14 protein-coding genes and 1 pseudogene are annotated in these 16417 nt (G+C 56.8%); 4 read left to right on the top strand and 11 right to left on the bottom strand.

The window, feature by feature from the left end; genetic code table 11:
- Nucleotides 1–47: 47 nt before the first annotated feature.
- The 3 genes from QP981_RS03635 to QP981_RS03645 are packed head-to-tail and all read left to right on the top strand — an operon-like array spanning nt 48 to nt 2018.
- The gene (locus tag QP981_RS03635; protein WP_049170862.1) at nt 48–665 is read left to right on the top strand and encodes a biotin transporter BioY; all 618 of its coding nucleotides are present in this window, start codon (nt 48–50) and stop codon (nt 663–665) included.
- A gap of 34 nt (nt 666–699) precedes the next feature.
- Complete coding sequence (locus QP981_RS03640; protein WP_101687559.1) at nt 700–1401, top strand: energy-coupling factor ABC transporter ATP-binding protein; 702 nt, start codon at nt 700–702, stop codon at nt 1399–1401.
- Entirely contained in the window at nt 1398–2018 is a 621-nt protein-coding gene (locus tag QP981_RS03645) for an energy-coupling factor transporter transmembrane component T family protein (protein ID WP_069358739.1), read from the top strand. Before QP981_RS03640 ends, QP981_RS03645 begins: the two co-directional genes overlap by 4 nt.
- A 5-nt stretch (nt 2019–2023) precedes the next feature.
- On the opposite strand, the gene QP981_RS03650 is transcribed toward QP981_RS03645, so the two are convergent.
- From QP981_RS03650 to dapB, 11 genes and pseudogenes are all read right to left on the bottom strand, one after another.
- Complete coding sequence (locus QP981_RS03650; RefSeq protein WP_005509356.1) at nt 2024–2851, bottom strand: PspA/IM30 family protein; 828 nt, start codon at nt 2849–2851, stop codon at nt 2024–2026.
- 141 nt (nt 2852–2992) lie between these two features.
- On the bottom strand, nt 2993–3427 hold the full coding sequence (locus QP981_RS03655; RefSeq protein WP_350309463.1) for a helix-turn-helix domain-containing protein: 435 nt from the start codon (nt 3425–3427) through the stop codon (nt 2993–2995).
- Between the two features lie 51 nt (nt 3428–3478).
- Nucleotides 3479–4021 carry a CinA family protein gene (locus QP981_RS03660; protein WP_070643072.1) on the bottom strand — a complete coding sequence of 181 codons (543 nt, stop codon included), beginning with the start codon at nt 4019–4021 and terminating at the stop codon, nt 3479–3481.
- A 24-nt stretch (nt 4022–4045) separates the two neighbouring features.
- Nucleotides 4046–4612 carry a CDP-diacylglycerol--glycerol-3-phosphate 3-phosphatidyltransferase gene (gene pgsA, locus QP981_RS03665; protein ID WP_070643063.1) on the bottom strand — a complete coding sequence of 189 codons (567 nt, stop codon included), beginning with the start codon at nt 4610–4612 and terminating at the stop codon, nt 4046–4048.
- 31 nt (nt 4613–4643) lie between these two features.
- Complete coding sequence (locus tag QP981_RS03670; protein ID WP_070643064.1) at nt 4644–5777, bottom strand: TerC family protein; 1134 nt, start codon at nt 5775–5777, stop codon at nt 4644–4646.
- Between the two features lie 237 nt (nt 5778–6014).
- Nucleotides 6015–7547 (bottom strand): annotated as a pseudogene (locus QP981_RS11275) (DNA translocase FtsK); the annotation flags it as partial.
- A gap of 1866 nt (nt 7548–9413) precedes the next feature.
- The gene (locus QP981_RS03680) at nt 9414–10031 is read right to left on the bottom strand and encodes a TIGR03085 family metal-binding protein (protein ID WP_070566282.1); all 618 of its coding nucleotides are present in this window, start codon (nt 10029–10031) and stop codon (nt 9414–9416) included.
- 89 nt (nt 10032–10120) lie between these two features.
- Nucleotides 10121–12202, bottom strand: a complete 2082-nt coding sequence (locus QP981_RS03685) for a ribonuclease J (protein WP_049170842.1) — start codon at nt 12200–12202, stop codon at nt 10121–10123.
- Nucleotides 12202–13107 carry a 4-hydroxy-tetrahydrodipicolinate synthase gene (gene dapA / locus QP981_RS03690; protein ID WP_070643065.1) on the bottom strand — a complete coding sequence of 302 codons (906 nt, stop codon included), beginning with the start codon at nt 13105–13107 and terminating at the stop codon, nt 12202–12204. The genes QP981_RS03685 and dapA overlap by 1 nt, the downstream gene beginning before the upstream one ends.
- A gap of 58 nt (nt 13108–13165) precedes the next feature.
- Nucleotides 13166–13918 carry an FAD-dependent thymidylate synthase gene (gene thyX / locus QP981_RS03695; RefSeq protein ID WP_088611520.1) on the bottom strand — a complete coding sequence of 251 codons (753 nt, stop codon included), beginning with the start codon at nt 13916–13918 and terminating at the stop codon, nt 13166–13168.
- A 20-nt stretch (nt 13919–13938) separates the two neighbouring features.
- Nucleotides 13939–14691, bottom strand: coding sequence for a 4-hydroxy-tetrahydrodipicolinate reductase (dapB, locus tag QP981_RS03700; protein WP_070643066.1), 753 nt, complete (start codon nt 14689–14691; stop codon nt 13939–13941).
- A gap of 264 nt (nt 14692–14955) precedes the next feature.
- Between dapB and QP981_RS03705 the strand changes: the two genes are divergently transcribed.
- Nucleotides 14956–16344, top strand: a complete 1389-nt coding sequence (locus tag QP981_RS03705) for an MDR family MFS transporter (protein ID WP_246819623.1) — start codon at nt 14956–14958, stop codon at nt 16342–16344.
- The last annotated feature ends 73 nt before the right edge of the window (nt 16345–16417 follow it).

The following is a 16417-nucleotide window of genomic DNA, read 5'->3' on the forward strand; positions in this document are numbered from 1 at the left end:
TAATCCCCGCTCCCCTGCCTGAACAGTGCTCAACCCATGGGTTTAAGATGAGAGCTGTGAATAATTCCAAGGTGTATGACCTCACTCTTATCGCTGCTTTCGCAGCACTGATCATCGTGCTCGGCGGCATTGCCATTCCCGTTGGCGGCCTCGGCGTGCCAATCGTGCTACAGAACATGGGCATCGCACTGGCCGGGATGATTCTCGGATTCAAACGCGGTGGCCTCGCCACTACCCTGTTCCTGGCTGTTGGTCTCGTGGGCGTCCCAAACATGGCGGGCTGGAAACCACTTCTCGCCGCACTTCCCGGCCCTACCGTGGGCTACATTGTCGGCTACTTAATTGCAGGTTTCGCAATCGGCGCGATTGCCCAGCAAGCACCACGGGCGAAAGTTTCACGAATCAGCGTCTTCATCGGCGCGGGCCTCGTTGGAGTTCTACTACAGTACTTCTTCGGATCTGTCGGATTGGCTTGGCGTATGGGACTTAGCTTCACCGACGCACTGATTACCAACGTCCCGTTTATCCCAGGCGACGTGGCAAAGGTTGTCGTAGCCGCGCTTATTGCTACTGCCGTACTGCAGGCTTTCCCTGATTTGCTTCCCGACGCTGCCAACCGTAAGCAAAGTCGTTTGGTTAAGGAAGCAGCCACCTCGGGCAATTAACCCCACAGAATTAGAAAGGGTCTCGAGTCGCACTATGCCCACCATCGCTTTTGACCGCGCTTCCGCAACCTATTCGGGACGCCAGATACTGAAGCCGACCACGCTAACTCTCACAGAGAAGCGCATTGGCATTATCGGCGAAAACGGTGGCGGTAAGTCCACGCTGGTGCGACTCATTAACGGCCTGGGCCCGGTCACTGGTGGCACGGTCACGTATGAGGGCATGAATGTCGCAAAGCAGGCAAAGGCAATTCGCAAGAATGTCGGCTTCATCTTTTCTGATGCGGATAATCAAATTGTGATGCCTACAGTCGCAGAGGACATTGCCTTTTCACTACGCAAGCGAAAACTACCAAAGGATGAGCGCAACCAGCTGGTGCAGGAAGCCCTCGAGCGGTTTGGGCTTGCCGATCATGCTGACGCCTCGCCACACTTGCTCTCGGGTGGACAAAAACAGCTACTGGCGCTGGCGGCAGTGTTAATTCTTAATCCCACGACCATTATTGCCGATGAGCCCACTACGCTCCTCGACTTGCGCAATCGTCTCCACATTCGGAGTATTTTCGCCCAGCTTGAGCAGCAAATTATCGTGGTCACTCATGATCTGGATTTTCTTATGGACTTCGACCGAGTTATCCGTGTAAGCGCAGGAGAAATCGTCGACGACGGTGCGCCGAAGGAAGTTATTGACCGATACTTCAGCGATATGACTCGTGCGGAAGAAGGCCGCTCATGATTCATCCAGCCGATGTCCCGTTAGGGCTTTACCTAAACCATAAGTCGCCTGTGCACAGGCTCCCGACGGCCCCCAAACTCATCATTGTCATCGCATTTTTATTGCTCACCGGGATTCTCGTGGATACCTGGCTAGGCGGGGCGATTGCCCTGGCAATTGTCACCCTCGCTTATGCGGTGGCCAAGGTGCCACCAATGGTTGCTTTCCGGCAGCTCCGTGGAGCCGTAATCATTTTGGCGCTGCTTTCGCTTCTCCTGTGGTGGCGCGCCGGGGGTGAGCAAGCGCTGACGACCTTCCTCGCGCTTCTCGCCGCAATCGCAGCGGCAATATTGCTAACGCTGACGACCCGCGTCAGCGACATCATGGATACTTTGACCACTGCGATGCAGCCGTTCGCCCGTTTCGGCCTACCAGTCGACACCATCGCGCTCGCACTATCGCTGACGCTGCGTATGATTCCGCTTCAGGTTATGGCCGCTGCCGAGGTACTGGAGGCTCGAAAAGCACGAGGGGCTGCCGGCTCAATCATTGCCTTCGGCGTACCTGTGGTCATCCGAACCATTAATCGCTCGAAGGCAATGGGTGATTCGCTAATCGCACGTGGTGAAGGTGAGTAGGAGAATTAATTGCCCTCACGCAGCTGGCGCATGCGCTCAGCAACAGCAGGGTCAACGTTGGAGGCAGCGCTTCCCTCGATGGACTTCTGAGCCTCGCCACCAGAGAGCTCGTTGCCACCGTTCATTTCTGCGCGGATTTGCTCCAGGCGAGAGTGCCCAGCAAGCTGAACGCCTGCGGCCTCTACCTCAGCCATACGCCCCTGAACCGAGTTCTGAGCCAGCTCGGCCTGACCAAGAGCGTTAGCGTAACGACGCTCAATCTTGTCACGAACCTGATCCAGATTAGGTGTAGCCCCCGAAGAAATCTGATTCATCGACTGCAGGGACTCAGAGACTTTCTCCTGCATCTTTGCTTGCTCCAGCTGGCTGAGGAGCTTTGCGCGCTCCGCGACCTTCTGCTGCAGCTGCATGGAATTACGCTCGACGGCCTTCTTAGCCTGAGCCGCCTGCTGCAGCGACTGATCGTGCAGAGCCTTCAAATCTTCTACCGACTGCTCAGCAGTAACCAACTGAGCTGCGAAAGCCTCAGCTGCGTTCTCATACTCCGTAGCCTTGGCAGTATCCCCCTCAGCACGAGCCTTGTCAGCGAGCTGCAATGCCTGACGAGTGTTCCCCTGCAGCTTCTCAATCTCAGCGAGCTGACGGTTAAGGCGCATTTCCAGCTGGCGCTGATTACCAATCACCGCCGCTGCCTGCTGCGATAGTTCCTGGTGCTGCCGCTGGGCATCCTCGATAGCCTGCTGAATCTGCACCTTCGGATCAGCGTTTTCCTCAATCTTGGAATCAAAAGCGGCCATCAAGTAATTCCACAGCTTTACAAATGGATTAGCCATAGCGTCCCATACACCTTTCTTATTGCAACTACCTCAAAGCAGGTCTGTGCTTATCGCGCACCCAATCTTAACTAAAGCCGAGCGTCTTCGGGTGCTAAGTACCGGAGCAATGGAATGAAATTCCACCGCCGCAACCAATTTCTACATCGCTGCCAATTCTGGGCTCGCCGAATGCAGGGCCATCGCTGTGGCTGCTTCCATCATCAAATCCGACACCGTCACACCAAGCGCCGCGCATACCGACGCCAGCAGCTCAGATGAGACTTCTTTCCGTCCACGCTCAAGCTCAGACAAATAACCAGGGCTAATAGCCGCATTTTCAGAAAGCTCACGAAGCGTCTGTCCACTGCGCGAACGGATATCACGCAGCGTCTCCCCCAGTGCCTCTCGCAGGAGCGGCTCACGGGATTCTCCCCGTTCCGCCAAATCCTGTGCCGTTAACTTTGCAACTGATCCATGCTGCTCCGCTACAGCCACTCGCGCCGACGGTGCTGTGGCGTCCATGGAAGCCTCCAAAGCAGCAGCGCTATCTACCTCTGGGTAGCGAATGGTCATAAGTGCAGTATTGTTGGTCATCACTTTGTCTAACGCTTTAGAAGGCCGACCTGTTCCCAATTTTCAAAAATTCTACTCACCGTCGAGATTCTGCAACAACAGTTCTAACGCCAATACCACTGCTTGACGACGAATCTCCGCGCGCGAACCCTCTTTATTCACCGGCAACCTAACAGCGGTTACCCCATCAAGGTCTGAAACCCCCGGCGGTTTCAGACCACACCAGACTTCACCTACTGGGTGCCCATCCTGCATCGCTGGACCAGCAACGCCAGTTAGCGAAATCCCCCAGTCCGCCACTGTCTTATTCGCCACTCCAAGTGCCATATACCGGGCCGTCAACTCGGACACGGGGCCATATGCGGCCAAAACATCCTTTGGCACGTCGGCAAGCAACGCCTTTGTGTCAGTGGCGTAGGTGACCACGCCACCGCGCAGAACGGCGGAGGCTCCCGGTACGGAGGCGACAGTGGCGCAGAGAAGACCTGCGGTAAGTGATTCTGCGGCTGCAAAAGTCTCTCCGCGAGAGGTAAGCGCTTGGACGAGTTGAAGCGAAACGCCGTCGACAGCGTCAGCGTTTTCGTCACTCTGGGCGAGGTGGTCGACTGTGTTCACAGCTTTAACCTCCACTTAATTCCTCTACGAGACCTTACGCGCATCCACAATGTACTGGATTCCGGTACCGACGGTGACGACAATCGCGGCAATCATCACAATCCAGGACGGCCAGAACAACCAGTTTACTGGCATCAGGAATAGCCCCACTGCTACAGACTGCAGGACCGTCTTTATCTTGCCGCCCCGAGAAGCCGGAACAACACGCCCCTGACGCAGTGCGAACATACGCCAGATGGTGATGCCACCTTCGCGAATCACGATGATGACAGTCACCCACCACGGCAGAATCTCGATGATATTCATACCGATCAGCGCGGCCAGCATCAGCGCCTTATCGGCAATCGGATCGGCAATCTTGCCAAAGTCGGTAATGAGATTACGGCTGCGTGCGAGGTGCCCGTCCAACTTGTCAGTCGCCATCAGAAGCGCGAAGACGACAAACGACCACCAGCGCCAATTGGTGGCTTCGCCGCCCTCCTGAAGAAGTACCCACAGGAATACCGGCACTCCGAGGATGCGAAGCACGGTCAGGAAATTGGGCAAGTTCCAGTTGGAAACACGGCTTGTATCAGCACTTGGAGCAGTCACAGTTGTTACCTTATCTCACAATCGTGTTCGATTAATGCCCAGGCTCGTTCTTACCGGTGTGCGAACCGTTAGTTTCGTTTCCGGCCGACGCTGACCTCCCACCGACAGAGGTAGAGGAAGCGTGAGAGCCAAGGTCATCGTCGTTTCCATGATCATCGTGGTGAACACGCGGAAGGGCAATCGCACCCATGTTTTCATCACGCTTAATCTTGAGCCACGATGCCAGGACAGTCACCACCAGCACGATGACGATCACCGCCAGCGACACCCAGGTCGATACTTCAGGCACCGACACGTTCTCACCGCCGTTAATAAACGGCAGGTTGTTTTCATGCAGTGCGTGCAATAGCAACTTCACGCCAATGAAGGCCAGGATGACACCCAGACCATAAGCCAGGTACACCAACCGATCCAGCAGACCGTCAAGCAAGAAGTACATCTGACGCAAACCCATGAGAGCCAGGGCATTTGCAGTAAAGACGATGTATGCCTCATCCGTCAGGCCGTAGATAGCCGGGATAGAGTCAAACGCAAACATCACGTCGATAAAACCGATGGACACCAGCGCGATGGCAAGTGGCGTCAAGTAACGCTTGCCGTTTTCCTTAACGGTCAGCTTGTCCTTGTTGTAATGATCCGAAATCGGGACAATTCGACGCAGCCATTGAATCAACTTCATATCCGACGGATCGGGTTCCGGCTTATCGACGGCTTCGTCGTACACCGTCTTGATAGCCGTGTAAATCAGGAAGATTGCAAACAGGTAGAAAACGTCAGACCACTTGGCAATAACGGCCGCACCAGCCCAAATGAACAGGCCTCGGAATACCAGCGCCATCGCAATACCGAACAGCAAAACCTTTTGCTGGTACTGGCGTGGAATCTTAAACGCACCGATGATGAGCGCAAAGACAAACAGGTTGTCTACGCTGAGCGCCTTTTCAGTGATATAGCCCGATAGAAACTCAATGCCTCGGTGGTGATCCCACAACAACCACACCATTCCGCCAAAAATTAATGCCAAGACTACGTAGAAAGCGGTCCAGCCGCCGGCTTCCTTCATAGTTGGGTTATGCGGCGTGCGAACGTGTGCATAGAAGTCAAAGGCGATAAAACCCATGACGACCACAATGGTGATGATCCATACCAATGCGGGGACATGCATATTAAAAAAAGACCTCCGGTCGTGCGAACATGAACCGGAGGTCTCTCCTGCTTCTGCCAAAGTGACAAAAGTGACGGCACCGGGATTGAATCTGCACAAAGCGAGTCTGTGCGTCCAATCCGTGCTGACGATAACCGTCACGGGCTAGCGGAAAAACATCCGCTTCTACCGGGGATACTCCCCTCCACGTGTGCCGACTATACACGCAATCAGAAACGGCGGTGAGGCTGGGTCGTCCTACGCCATAGACTGATTCGGATCAGCGTCGACTACGTTTACTTCTTCCTTAGGAGCGTCCTCCGGATTTGCGCCCTTGATCATCCACTTAATGGTTTCGAGCTCCTCTGGCTTGACCAGGACCTCACGTGCCTTAGAGCCCTCTGATGGCCCGACCACTCCGCGAGTTTCCATCAGGTCCATCAGTCGACCAGCCTTGGCAAAGCCGACTCGCATCTTGCGCTGCAACATCGAGGTCGACCCGTGCTGTGCGGTGACCACCAGCTCGACTGCCTGAAGCAAATCTTCCAGGTCATCTCCAATATCGGGGTCAATGTTGCGCTCAGCCTCAGCGCTCTTATCCTCTGTGACACCCTCGGTGTAATCCGGCTCGGCCTGTGCCTTAGCTGCATCGACTACGGCCTGAATCTCCTCGTCCGTGACGAAGGCACCCTGTAGACGTCGCGGCTTGCCTGCACCCTGTGGGATGAACAGGCCATCGCCCATACCAATGAGTTTTTCAGCACCTCCCTGGTCAAGAATGACGCGGGAGTCCGTGAGTGACGAGGTAGCGAATGCCAATCGCGATGGCACGTTCGTCTTAATCAAACCGGTGACCACATCCACAGACGGACGCTGCGTAGCCAACACCAAGTGGATACCGGCGGCACGGGCCTTCTGCGTGATGCGCACAATCGCATCTTCGATATCGCGGGGTGCGGTCATCATCAGGTCTGCCAGCTCGTCGACGACACAGACAATGTACGGGTACGGACGGTACTCGCGTTCCGAGCCAAGTGGCGTCGTAATCTCACCGGACTTGACCTTACGGTTGAAGTCCTTGATGTGACGGACGCGGGCGGCCTTCATGTCCATGTACCGCTGTTCCATCTCTTCAACCAGCCACTGCAGAGCCGCCGCGGCCTTCTTCGGCTGAGTGATGATTGGCGTAATCAGGTGAGGAATCCCCTCGTAGGGAGTCAGCTCGACCATCTTCGGGTCCACCAGAATCAGTCGGACATCCTCCGGGGTTGCACGCGTCAGCAGCGACACCAACATCGAGTTTACGAACGCGGACTTACCCGAACCGGTCGAACCGGCAACGAGAAGGTGCGGCATCTTCTGGATAGAGTGCGAGATAAACTCGCCCTCAATATCCTTACCGAGGCCAATCAGCATCGGGTCATCGTTCGCAACGGTTTTGGGCGCGTTGAGTACGTCGGCAAGCCGAACCATCTCACGGTCGTTGTTCGGTACCTCGATACCAACGGCTGACTTGCCCGGAATCGGAGTCAGTAGGCGGACATTGTCGGTCGCTACCGCATAGGCAATGTTGGACTGGAGGTTCGTGATCTTCGAGACCTTCACGCCCGGGCCAAGCTCGACCTCGTAGCGAGTCACCGTCGGACCGCGAGAGAAACCAGTCACCGCAGCGTCGACCTTGAATTCTGCGAATACCTCAGTAATCGCTTCAATCATGCGGTCGTTCGTCGCCGTACGTGTCTTGGGGCGCTCACCTGGGATCAACAAGTTAGTCGATGGCAGGTGGTAGTCAGACTCCGGCGTGCATGCCGACGAAGCGGACGTACCCTCGGCGTCCTTTTCCAATTCAGACTTCGGAGTTGTGGCCGGAATCTTAGAGGCATCGATGCCAGAACGAGCGGCAATGGCATCCATGGTGCGGCGCGTAGCCTCAGAAACCGCATCCCGCGAATCGTCGACAGACGACTCGCCCTGCGGGGCACTCTCCGGCGCTACGGTCTCAGACTGAACGGGCTGTTTCGGAGCTCGGGAAGCGGAAACACGATTGCGTTCGCTGCTGCTCGCTGCAGCAGCCTCCTGCGTCGGGTACTCGGAGTACTCGTCATACTCCTCGTCGGCAGCGTGGCAGTTCGTGCCCCCGACAGCCGGAATAGTCGATTCCGTTTCGGCGGTGTCCCGATGCACAGCATCCGACTGAGTTTCCTCCACGTACTCAGCCGCCGGAAACGCCGGCTCCACCGGGGAGACTCGGTTGGAGTGCTGTGCCCCATGCCGGACATCAAACACTGTGGTCTTTGCCGAATCGTAGTCGACATCCTCAACCTGACGGGCAGGTCGCGGAGCCTGTCGAGTCCTCTGCGGCTCTTCGTCCAAAAGATCGTAGAGATTACCGTCAGCATCCGGTTCGTCGTAAGGCGCGGGTTCGGGTGCAGACATACGGCTATCCGCGCCACGGCGAGGAGCTCGGTAAGCAGAGCGATCGGTCGAACGCGACGAGGAATGATGCGTGCGGCCGCTGTGGCTTGGGCGACGCTCGATTAGCTGCGTCGGCTGGTCAAAGTCCTCATCGGCATATGCGGTATCCGAATCCCAGCTCGCACGACGTTCCAGCATGTCATCGACATTGCCGTAGGGATCGTCCGATTCCGGCTCGTCGCCGGCACGACGCGAAGACCATTCGGAAAAGTTGAAGTACTCCTTAGTGGCATCGATAAGTTGACGCACCGTCGCGCCAGAGAGCACCAGAGCGCCGTAAAAAACGATGCCCAGCAACAAAACGACGGCGACCCACGAGGTAAACCCGGCTGCTAGCGGCGAACCGATATAACCACCGATTGCGCCACCAGCTGCACGTCGCCCCTGCCAGTCCGCAGGACGACCAGAGCCGATATGCACAATTGCGAGCAGACCCACCACAATCAGCGAAGCTCCAGTAATGGTAGGTGTCAGACGTTCACGACGCGGCATCGCATCCAGCATCATCAATACGGAAACAACACCGAGCAGCACCGGAAGTACAAAAGCGCCGATACCAATGAGCGTGCGCACTGCCGTTTCAATGAACTCCCCCACTGGCCCTGCCAGGTGGAACCATGTCGAACCAGCCAGCACAATTGCCAACGCCAGCACGAGTAGTGCCAGGCCATCCTTCGATCCCGGTTCGCCACCCTCATCGAAGTCTGCATCGAACTCGTCAGCTGGCACGGAGGCCGGTGCCGGCGGTTCAATTACATCGTCATAGCCGCTAGCTGCTTTACGACGCTTCCTACGGGGCTTCGTCGAAAAATCGGCGTCACTTTCGCGCCGCGACATATTCTCCTCTTCGTTTCGCTTATTTTTGCGACCGCTGACCCGCCGGGCAAGACCGGCCACGCCGCGGGCAGTTTCAGTCCAGGCGCTGGCCAAGCTATTGCCCACGAACGACATAGCGCTAGGAGTGCGCTCGAATTCCTCCGTGGCGCTGTGCACGGGGTATCGCCGCGTGGCATCTGTCTCCGCAGAGCGGGAAGATCCACGACGATTGTCAGTTCTGGTTCGGCTGGTCGCAGACATGACCATTACCTTACAGCTAACGCCGGATCGTTTTCACATTAGTCACACGCGTGTCATTGTTTAACAGGCGTGCTGTCGCGACCGTCCAGAACTGAGAACGTGATCTCAAAGACTGTTGCGCTTGATGCCCGATTCGTCGCCGTCGATGGTGACGCGCACCTCGCCACGGCCATAGAGCCACAACACCAGTTCCCCGACGCTTCCGCGGACAGTCACAACTGGAGCACCTTTAGCACTGTTGTCGATTAGGGTCACCGCAACTCCGTCGTCACGCATTAGCACCACGGTCGAGGTCGAACCGCGCAACATCATACGGCCGGCAGTAGTGACCAGACGCCACAGGTCCGAAACTCCGGAGGGTGGCAGCTGACGAACGGTCCAGCCTTCCTGGGCACGACGGACATCCTCGTGATGGACGAAGTTCTCCGCAGCGTTGACGTAGCGGTCTGCCCAGTTCATTGGATTCCATCGCGGAGCACCACTACCCCACTTCCCCACCACTTCGACGTAGGGCATTCGATTGACCTCAGCGGTAACAGCATCAAGGCGGTCCGAAAGCGCCTTGACGAACATCCCGCCAGCGGCATCCAGACGGTTTTCGCGAATGTACAGGTGGTTGGCAAGATCCCGGGTCGTCCACCCCTCGCACAAGGTCGGGGCGTCGGGGCCGACGCTGAGCAGTAGATTAGCTAGGTCTTCACGTTCCCGTTCAGCAAAAGTCATAGCTCCAGCCTAGACCAGGCACGGAGAAGCCCGCATCCACACGGTTGTAGGTGGATGCGGGCTCTTACGCTAAAAGACGCTCTAGAAATTTAGATACTTTCGCGCGACTCCTGGATTTCCTCATCGGTAACCTCTTCGGCTGCCTCAGAGGACATCGGCACGATTGTCGGAACAACCATCGGGCTGCGACGCCACTTCTGGTTAATGACACGCTCGGTGCGGCGACGAACTTCCTGAGCCATACGGTACGGGTTGTTCTCGCCACTGCCAGCCAGGTCAAAGAGAGTATCGTCAACGACCTGCTCGACGGTTTCGAGCACTTCCTTGGCGTCGTCCGAGTAACCGCGAGCCTGAGCCCGTGGCTTCTCCAACGGGCGGCCAGTGCGGTTATCAATGACGGCTGTGACGGTGATAAGACCACCTTCACGCATTTCAGCACGGTCTGCCAGCACGTCAGCGTCGACGTCACCCATGGTGACGCCATCGACGTAGAGGTTACCGACCGGAACCTGGCCAACTACACGAGCGCGGCCATCAACGAGGTCGACTACCACACCGTTCTGAGCCAGGACAACGTTCTCTGGCTTCACGCCAGTGGACACAGCCAGCTCCTTGTTGGCACGGAGGTGGCGCCACTCACCGTGAATCGGCATGACGTTCGACGGACGAGCTGCGTTGTAGAGGAACAGCAGCTCGCCGGCAAAGCCGTGACCGGAGGTGTGAACCTTCGCATCCTTACCGGTGATAACCGTGGCACCAATTTGGGCCAGCATGTTGATAACGCCGAAGACTGCCTCTTCGTTACCGGGTACCAGCGAAGAACTGAGGATAATCAGGTCGCCATCACGGACGGTGATCTGACGGTGCTCACGGCGGGCCATGCGAGACAGCGCAGCCATTGGCTCACCCTGCGTACCGGTAGTCACCAGCACGACCTTGTGGGGCGCCATGCGAGCGGCCTCGTTCATCTCCACAATGGTATTTTCCGGAGCGGTCAGCAGCCCCAATTCCTGCGCGATGCGCATGTTGCGAATCATAGAGCGACCGTTGAAGGCAACCTTGCGGCCAGCCTTAACAGCTGCGTCGATGACCGCCTGCACGCGGTAGACATTCGATGCGAAGGCCGCGACGATAACGCGCTGCTTGGCATCCATAATCAGACGGCGCAGAGTTGGAGCCAATTCCGCCTCGGATCCCGAGAAGCCCGGAATCGTAGCGTTGGTGGACTCACACAAGAAGAGGTCGATTCCCTCATCACCGTAGCGGCTCAGCGCCGGCAGGTCAGTCGGCTTCCCGTCCGGCGGGGTCTGGTCCATCTTCACGTCACCGGTGTGGACGACCATGCCAGCTCCGGTCTTAATGACGATGCCAAGGCACTCCGGAATCGAGTGGTTGACATTGAAGAAACGCAGATCGAACGGACCACGCTGAATGTGGCTGGTGTCGTTGACCTCGATGACCTTCGGGCGCTGACGGTGCTCCTGTGTCTTGGCCTGAATCAGTGCCAGGGTAAAGCGAGAAGCAATAATCGGGATGTCCGCGCGCTGCTTGAGCAACCAAGGGATAGCACCGATGTGGTCCTCGTGACCGTGGGTGACCACGAGAGCTTCCACGCGATCCCACTTGTCTTCCATGTAGGAGAAGTCAGGCAGGATCAGGTCAACACCCGGCTCATCCGAGCTCGGGAACAGCACGCCGCAGTCGACGATGATCAGGCGGTTCTTGTACTCCAACACGGTCATATTGCGACCGATTTCGGAAATACCGCCCAGTGCGACCACGCGCAGGCCGTCCTTGGGGGCCTTCGGCGGTGCAGGAAGACGCTGCGTCAAGTCTGCACCCTGCATCGACTGGACTACGTTACGACGGTTGCCACCGCGTCCGCCACGGCCACCCCTCGAACTATTTCCGCGGTTACCTCCACGGCCGCCGCGACCACCGCGGGAACCGCGGTTGGAAGAATTCGAAGAACCTTGGGACTTCTTAGCGTTACCGGAGTTCTTACGCTCACCGGAACGCTGCGAGGACTTCGAGCCGTTGGATTTAGCTCCACCCTTGTCGGAGCCCTTGGATGCAGAGTTATTGGACTGCTCTGCTGCAGCCACGTCGGACTCGGAAGGCGGACCAGCCTTACGAGTTACCTTGCGGGCGCGATTGCGTCCTTCAGCCACTACAGAACACCCGCCTTCCGCATAGCTTCTTCAAGCATCTCAAGCTGCTGGTCATTTGCTGCAATTTGCGGCAAGCGTGGATCTCCTATCTCAATGCCCTGCAGACGCAGAGCGGATTTAGCAAAACTTACACCGCCAAGTGCAGCCTGAGCGGCAAACAGCGGAGTCATCTTCGCGTGGGCAGCCTGCGCACCAGCAAGGTCTCCCTTGTCAAAGCAAGAGCGCACCTCAGCCAGCAGCTGCGGGGCTGCATGTCCAATAACGGAAATAAACCCGGTGGCGCCAATAGACAGCCACGGAAGGTTCAGCACATCGTCACCGGAGTACCACGCCAAATCAGTATTAGCGATAATGCCGGCGGCAGCTCCCAAATCCCCCTTGGCGTCCTTAACAGCCTGGATTCTCGGGTGCTCCGCCAACCGGTAAATGGTATCAACTTCAATCGGAATAACCGAACGCGGCGGAATGTCATACAAACACACCGGCGCCTCGGTTGCGTCAGCCACTGCCGTAAAGTGACGGTACAGCCCCTCCTGGGACGGCTTGGAGTAATACGGCGTGACGACGAGCAGCGCATCCGCGCCCGCCTCCACAGAAGCCTTTGCCAGCTCGATGGACCCGGCCGTGTCATTGGTGCCGGCACCGGCCACGAGCTTAACCTCGTCACCCATCTCTGCACGGACAGCTCGGAGAAGCTCAAGCTTTTCCTCAACCGTCGTAGTAGGCGACTCGCCGGTAGTACCGGCCAGAATGAGTGCATCGCAGCCACCGTCTACAAGATGACCAGCGAGCTGCACACCCGCCTTGACATCGAGGTTTCCGTCCTTATCAAAAGGGGTCACCATAGCTACGGCGACGGTGCCGAAAATGTCAGCACCGCGAGTTGACGCAATTCCTGTGCTCATTGTTGACTACCTTTTCTTAAAAATCTCAATCGACTATATCTTCACACTGTACGTGCGATTACCCCTCGAAGGCGTAAGGACTCGACGCGACGACCGACCCATCCTTCAGAGTGTTTATCTCAAAATCCCCAAAAGCAACAGGGGCACAGCGCTGCAGCTCCCGCAGGCAAGCCACTGCCAACTCCCGAATTTCAGCATCGGCATGCTCAGTCGCACGCATCGAAATGAAGTGGCGCCAAGACCGGAAATTACCAGTAACCACGATTCGAGTTTCGGTGGCATTGGGCAAAACCGCCCGGGCTGCCTGGCGTGCCTGCTTTCGCCGCAAGATAGCGTTGGACTCGTCGGCCCACTTCTCTTCCAGTGCGTCTAATAACTCACCATAGGCGAAACGGGACTGATCAACCGCGCTTTCGAAAACTCGCAACAGATCCGGGTCCTCCGCAATTGCGGGAGGAACCACAACATTGTTGGAACTGGCCGGCACAAACCGCTGCGACAACTGCGAAAAGGAAAAGTGGCGGTGCCGTGTGAGTTCATGTGCACACGAGCGCGACAGCCCACGAACATAGATGCTTGCACTTGCGTGTTCAAAAAGTGAGGTGTGGCCTACCTCAAGCACATGTCGCAGATATCCCCTATTCGTCGCCGTTCGTGGATTGGGCTTGTCCCACGTTTCATAACAAGCCCTGCCGGAGAACTCAATCAATGCTTCCCCACCATCGGCATCGCTATCAAAGTCGATGTCCTCCGGCGGGAAGAAGTTGGTCGCGGCGATTAGCTGCGCCTTGAGAGTGACATTTTCAGACATTTTCAGTTAACTCCCGGCCATTAAAGTCCCAGGAATGGCTCCAGTCCCACAGTCAGGCCCGGAAAATCCTCAATCTTGCGCACACCCAGCAGAACGCCTGGTACGAAGCTGGTGCGCGAGTAGGAGTCCTGCTTGATGGTGAGCGACTGCCCTTCTGCACCGAAGATAACGGTCTCGTGAGCCACCGAACCGGTCATACGGACTGCGTGCACCGGAATGCCCTCGACCTCAGCACCGCGAGCACCATCGAGAGTTTGCTCAGTGGCGTCCGGCTGCTCCCCCATGCCGGCTTCCTTGCGAGCACGAGCAATAGCCTCAGCAGTGTGGATAGCGGTGCCCGAGGGGGCATCCTTCTTAAAAGGGTGGTGCATTTCGATAACTTCAGCGGAATCGAAGTACGGAGCGGCTAGCTCCGCCATTTTCATGGTCAGTACCGCGGAGATTGCGAAGTTCGGTGCAATAAGAACATTGGCCTCACCGGCGGCGTCGTCAAGCCAGCGCTGCACCTGATCGAGGCGCTCCTTAGTAAAGCCCGTAGTACCCACGACAGCGTTGATGCCATTCTTAACGCAGAACTCAAGATTGCCCATCACAGCGTCGGGCTGAGTAAAGTCAACAATGGTCTGCACACCAGCGGTGACAAGTTCATTCAGGTCATCGCCAGAGTCGAGACCCGCTGCCAGCTCCAAATCGTCGGCGGCTTCAACTGCCTCGCAGATGGTGGACCCTACCTTGCCCTTGGCGCCAAGTACGCCGACCTTGATATTGCTCACAGCTATTGTCCTTTCCCAACGGGTTTATCTTTCTCCCTTACCTTAGAATGTGTTGGCCAACTTGTGTGCCAATGCCCCCGTCCGCTTTGCCTTTTTGTCGACTTACGACGGGGTTTTTGTTGCGCTAAGATTCAATATCTTCGACAATCACCTATTTCTGTACCGATATATAGAAAGAGACTTCACTTGGTTTCTGAATCTGAAGATTCCGAACTCAGCCCAAGTTCGGAGGCACCACAGGCCGATGCGCCCAAAAGTGCTTATATGGCCATTTACGTGCTACTAGCTGCGGCATTCATGGCTATCTTGAACGAGACGGTCATGAGCGTCGCAATTCCCGTCGTCAAGGCGGACCTCGGAATCAGCGCAGCTACCGCAGGCTGGCTGACAACATCGTTCCTACTGACCATGGCAGTTGTCATTCCGGTCACTGGATTTCTCATTTCGGCAGTGCCGTTCCGCATTCTTTTCGCGGTCAGTCAAGGACTATTCGTCGTGGGCACTCTCATCGGTGCTTTCGCGCCAAACTTCGCGATCGTTCTGCTCGCACGCATTGTCCAAGCGTCCGGTACCGCAGTGCTGCTGCCGCTGCTGATGACCACGGTGCTCAACGTAGTACCGGAGCATGAGCGCGGGCGCATGATGGGACGAATGAGCGTGGTCATCGCTGTCGCGCCTGCTATCGGACCGACCATCTCCGGTCTCATTCTGGAGATCGCAAATAACAATTGGCATGCGCTTTTCGACACGATGTTGCCGCTCGGCCTAATTGTGCTGGTAGTGGGTGTCATTCTCGTTCCCAATATTGAGGAAAACTCCGCGAAGCCCATCGATATCCTCTCGGTGTTCCTCAGTGCCGGTGCATTCGGCCCGCTGGTGTACGCGCTGAGCCGCGTAGGCGCAGAGTTTTCGCTTATCGACGGAATCCTGTGCGTAGTCGGCATCGTGCTGTTGGTATTCTTCATCATGCGCCAGCGCCGTTTGGCACCGCACAACCGAGCTCTGCTGGATCTTCGAACCTTCCGCACAAAGAGCTTTAGGCTGTCCACAATCATTCTGACCATTGGTTTCATGCTGATGTTCGGTGTGATCATCATTTTGCCGCTCTACCTCAATCTGCGAGGTGTCGACGTCAAGACTATTGGTTTGATTGTGATGCCTGGTCCACTGGTTATGGGCCTTATGGGACCGGCTGTCGGTCGGCTCTTTGACAGCTATGGTCCGCGCCCACTGGCAATTCCCGGCTCCGTTGTCCTTGCCCTCGGTCTTTTCGGGCTCGGCTTCATCTCAGCATCGACTCCGCTGTGGTGGATTGTCGCCTGCCACATCGTCCTTGAGATTGGCCTGGGGCTGCTGTTTACTCCGCTGTTTACATTCGGTCTTGGTGATCTTCCGAAGCGCCTCTACCCGGATGGCTCAGCAATTATGAACACGCTGCAGCAGGTTGCCGGCGCTGTCGGTACTGCACTGTTTGTGGCACTGTCAGCTGTTATTGCCGCTGGCCTGTCCAGCACTGGTGCAGCAGCTCCTGCCGCCGACGACGTGATTCGTGGCTATAGCATTGCGATGTTTACCGCCGCGGGATTTGCCGTGGTACTAATCTTCCTCACCACGCTGCTCAAGCCGCAGCGGAAGAAGATTGCATTACAGTAGCCCCCCAAGACCGGGGGGGAATACCGCCTAAACTAGGCGGCTTGCTCCCGGCCCGGGATTTCCATTGAGGGGG

Source organism: Corynebacterium sp. MSK047 (assembly GCF_030232285.1).
GTDB lineage: Bacteria > Actinomycetota > Actinomycetes > Mycobacteriales > Mycobacteriaceae > Corynebacterium > Corynebacterium jeikeium_D.

Excerpts from the sequence above, each read along its gene's own strand:
- dapA (WP_070643065.1), bottom strand. The coding sequence starts at position 13,107 with ATGAGCACAGGAATTGCGTCAACTCGCGGTGCTGACATTTTCGGCACC.
- QP981_RS03680 (WP_070566282.1), bottom strand. The coding sequence starts at position 10,031 with ATGACTTTTGCTGAACGGGAACGTGAAGACCTAGCTAATCTACTGCTC.
- QP981_RS03705 (WP_246819623.1), top strand. The coding sequence starts at position 14,956 with ATGGCCATTTACGTGCTACTAGCTGCGGCATTCATGGCTATCTTGAAC.
- QP981_RS03655 (WP_350309463.1), bottom strand. The coding sequence starts at position 3,427 with ATGACCAACAATACTGCACTTATGACCATTCGCTACCCAGAGGTAGAT.
- QP981_RS03640 (WP_101687559.1), top strand. The coding sequence starts at position 700 with ATGCCCACCATCGCTTTTGACCGCGCTTCCGCAACCTATTCGGGACGC.
- thyX (WP_088611520.1), bottom strand. The coding sequence starts at position 13,918 with ATGTCTGAAAATGTCACTCTCAAGGCGCAGCTAATCGCCGCGACCAAC.
- QP981_RS03635 (WP_049170862.1), top strand. The coding sequence starts at position 48 with ATGAGAGCTGTGAATAATTCCAAGGTGTATGACCTCACTCTTATCGCT.
- QP981_RS03650 (WP_005509356.1), bottom strand. The coding sequence starts at position 2,851 with ATGGCTAATCCATTTGTAAAGCTGTGGAATTACTTGATGGCCGCTTTT.
- QP981_RS03645 (WP_069358739.1), top strand. The coding sequence starts at position 1,398 with ATGATTCATCCAGCCGATGTCCCGTTAGGGCTTTACCTAAACCATAAG.
- QP981_RS03670 (WP_070643064.1), bottom strand. The coding sequence starts at position 5,777 with ATGCATGTCCCCGCATTGGTATGGATCATCACCATTGTGGTCGTCATG.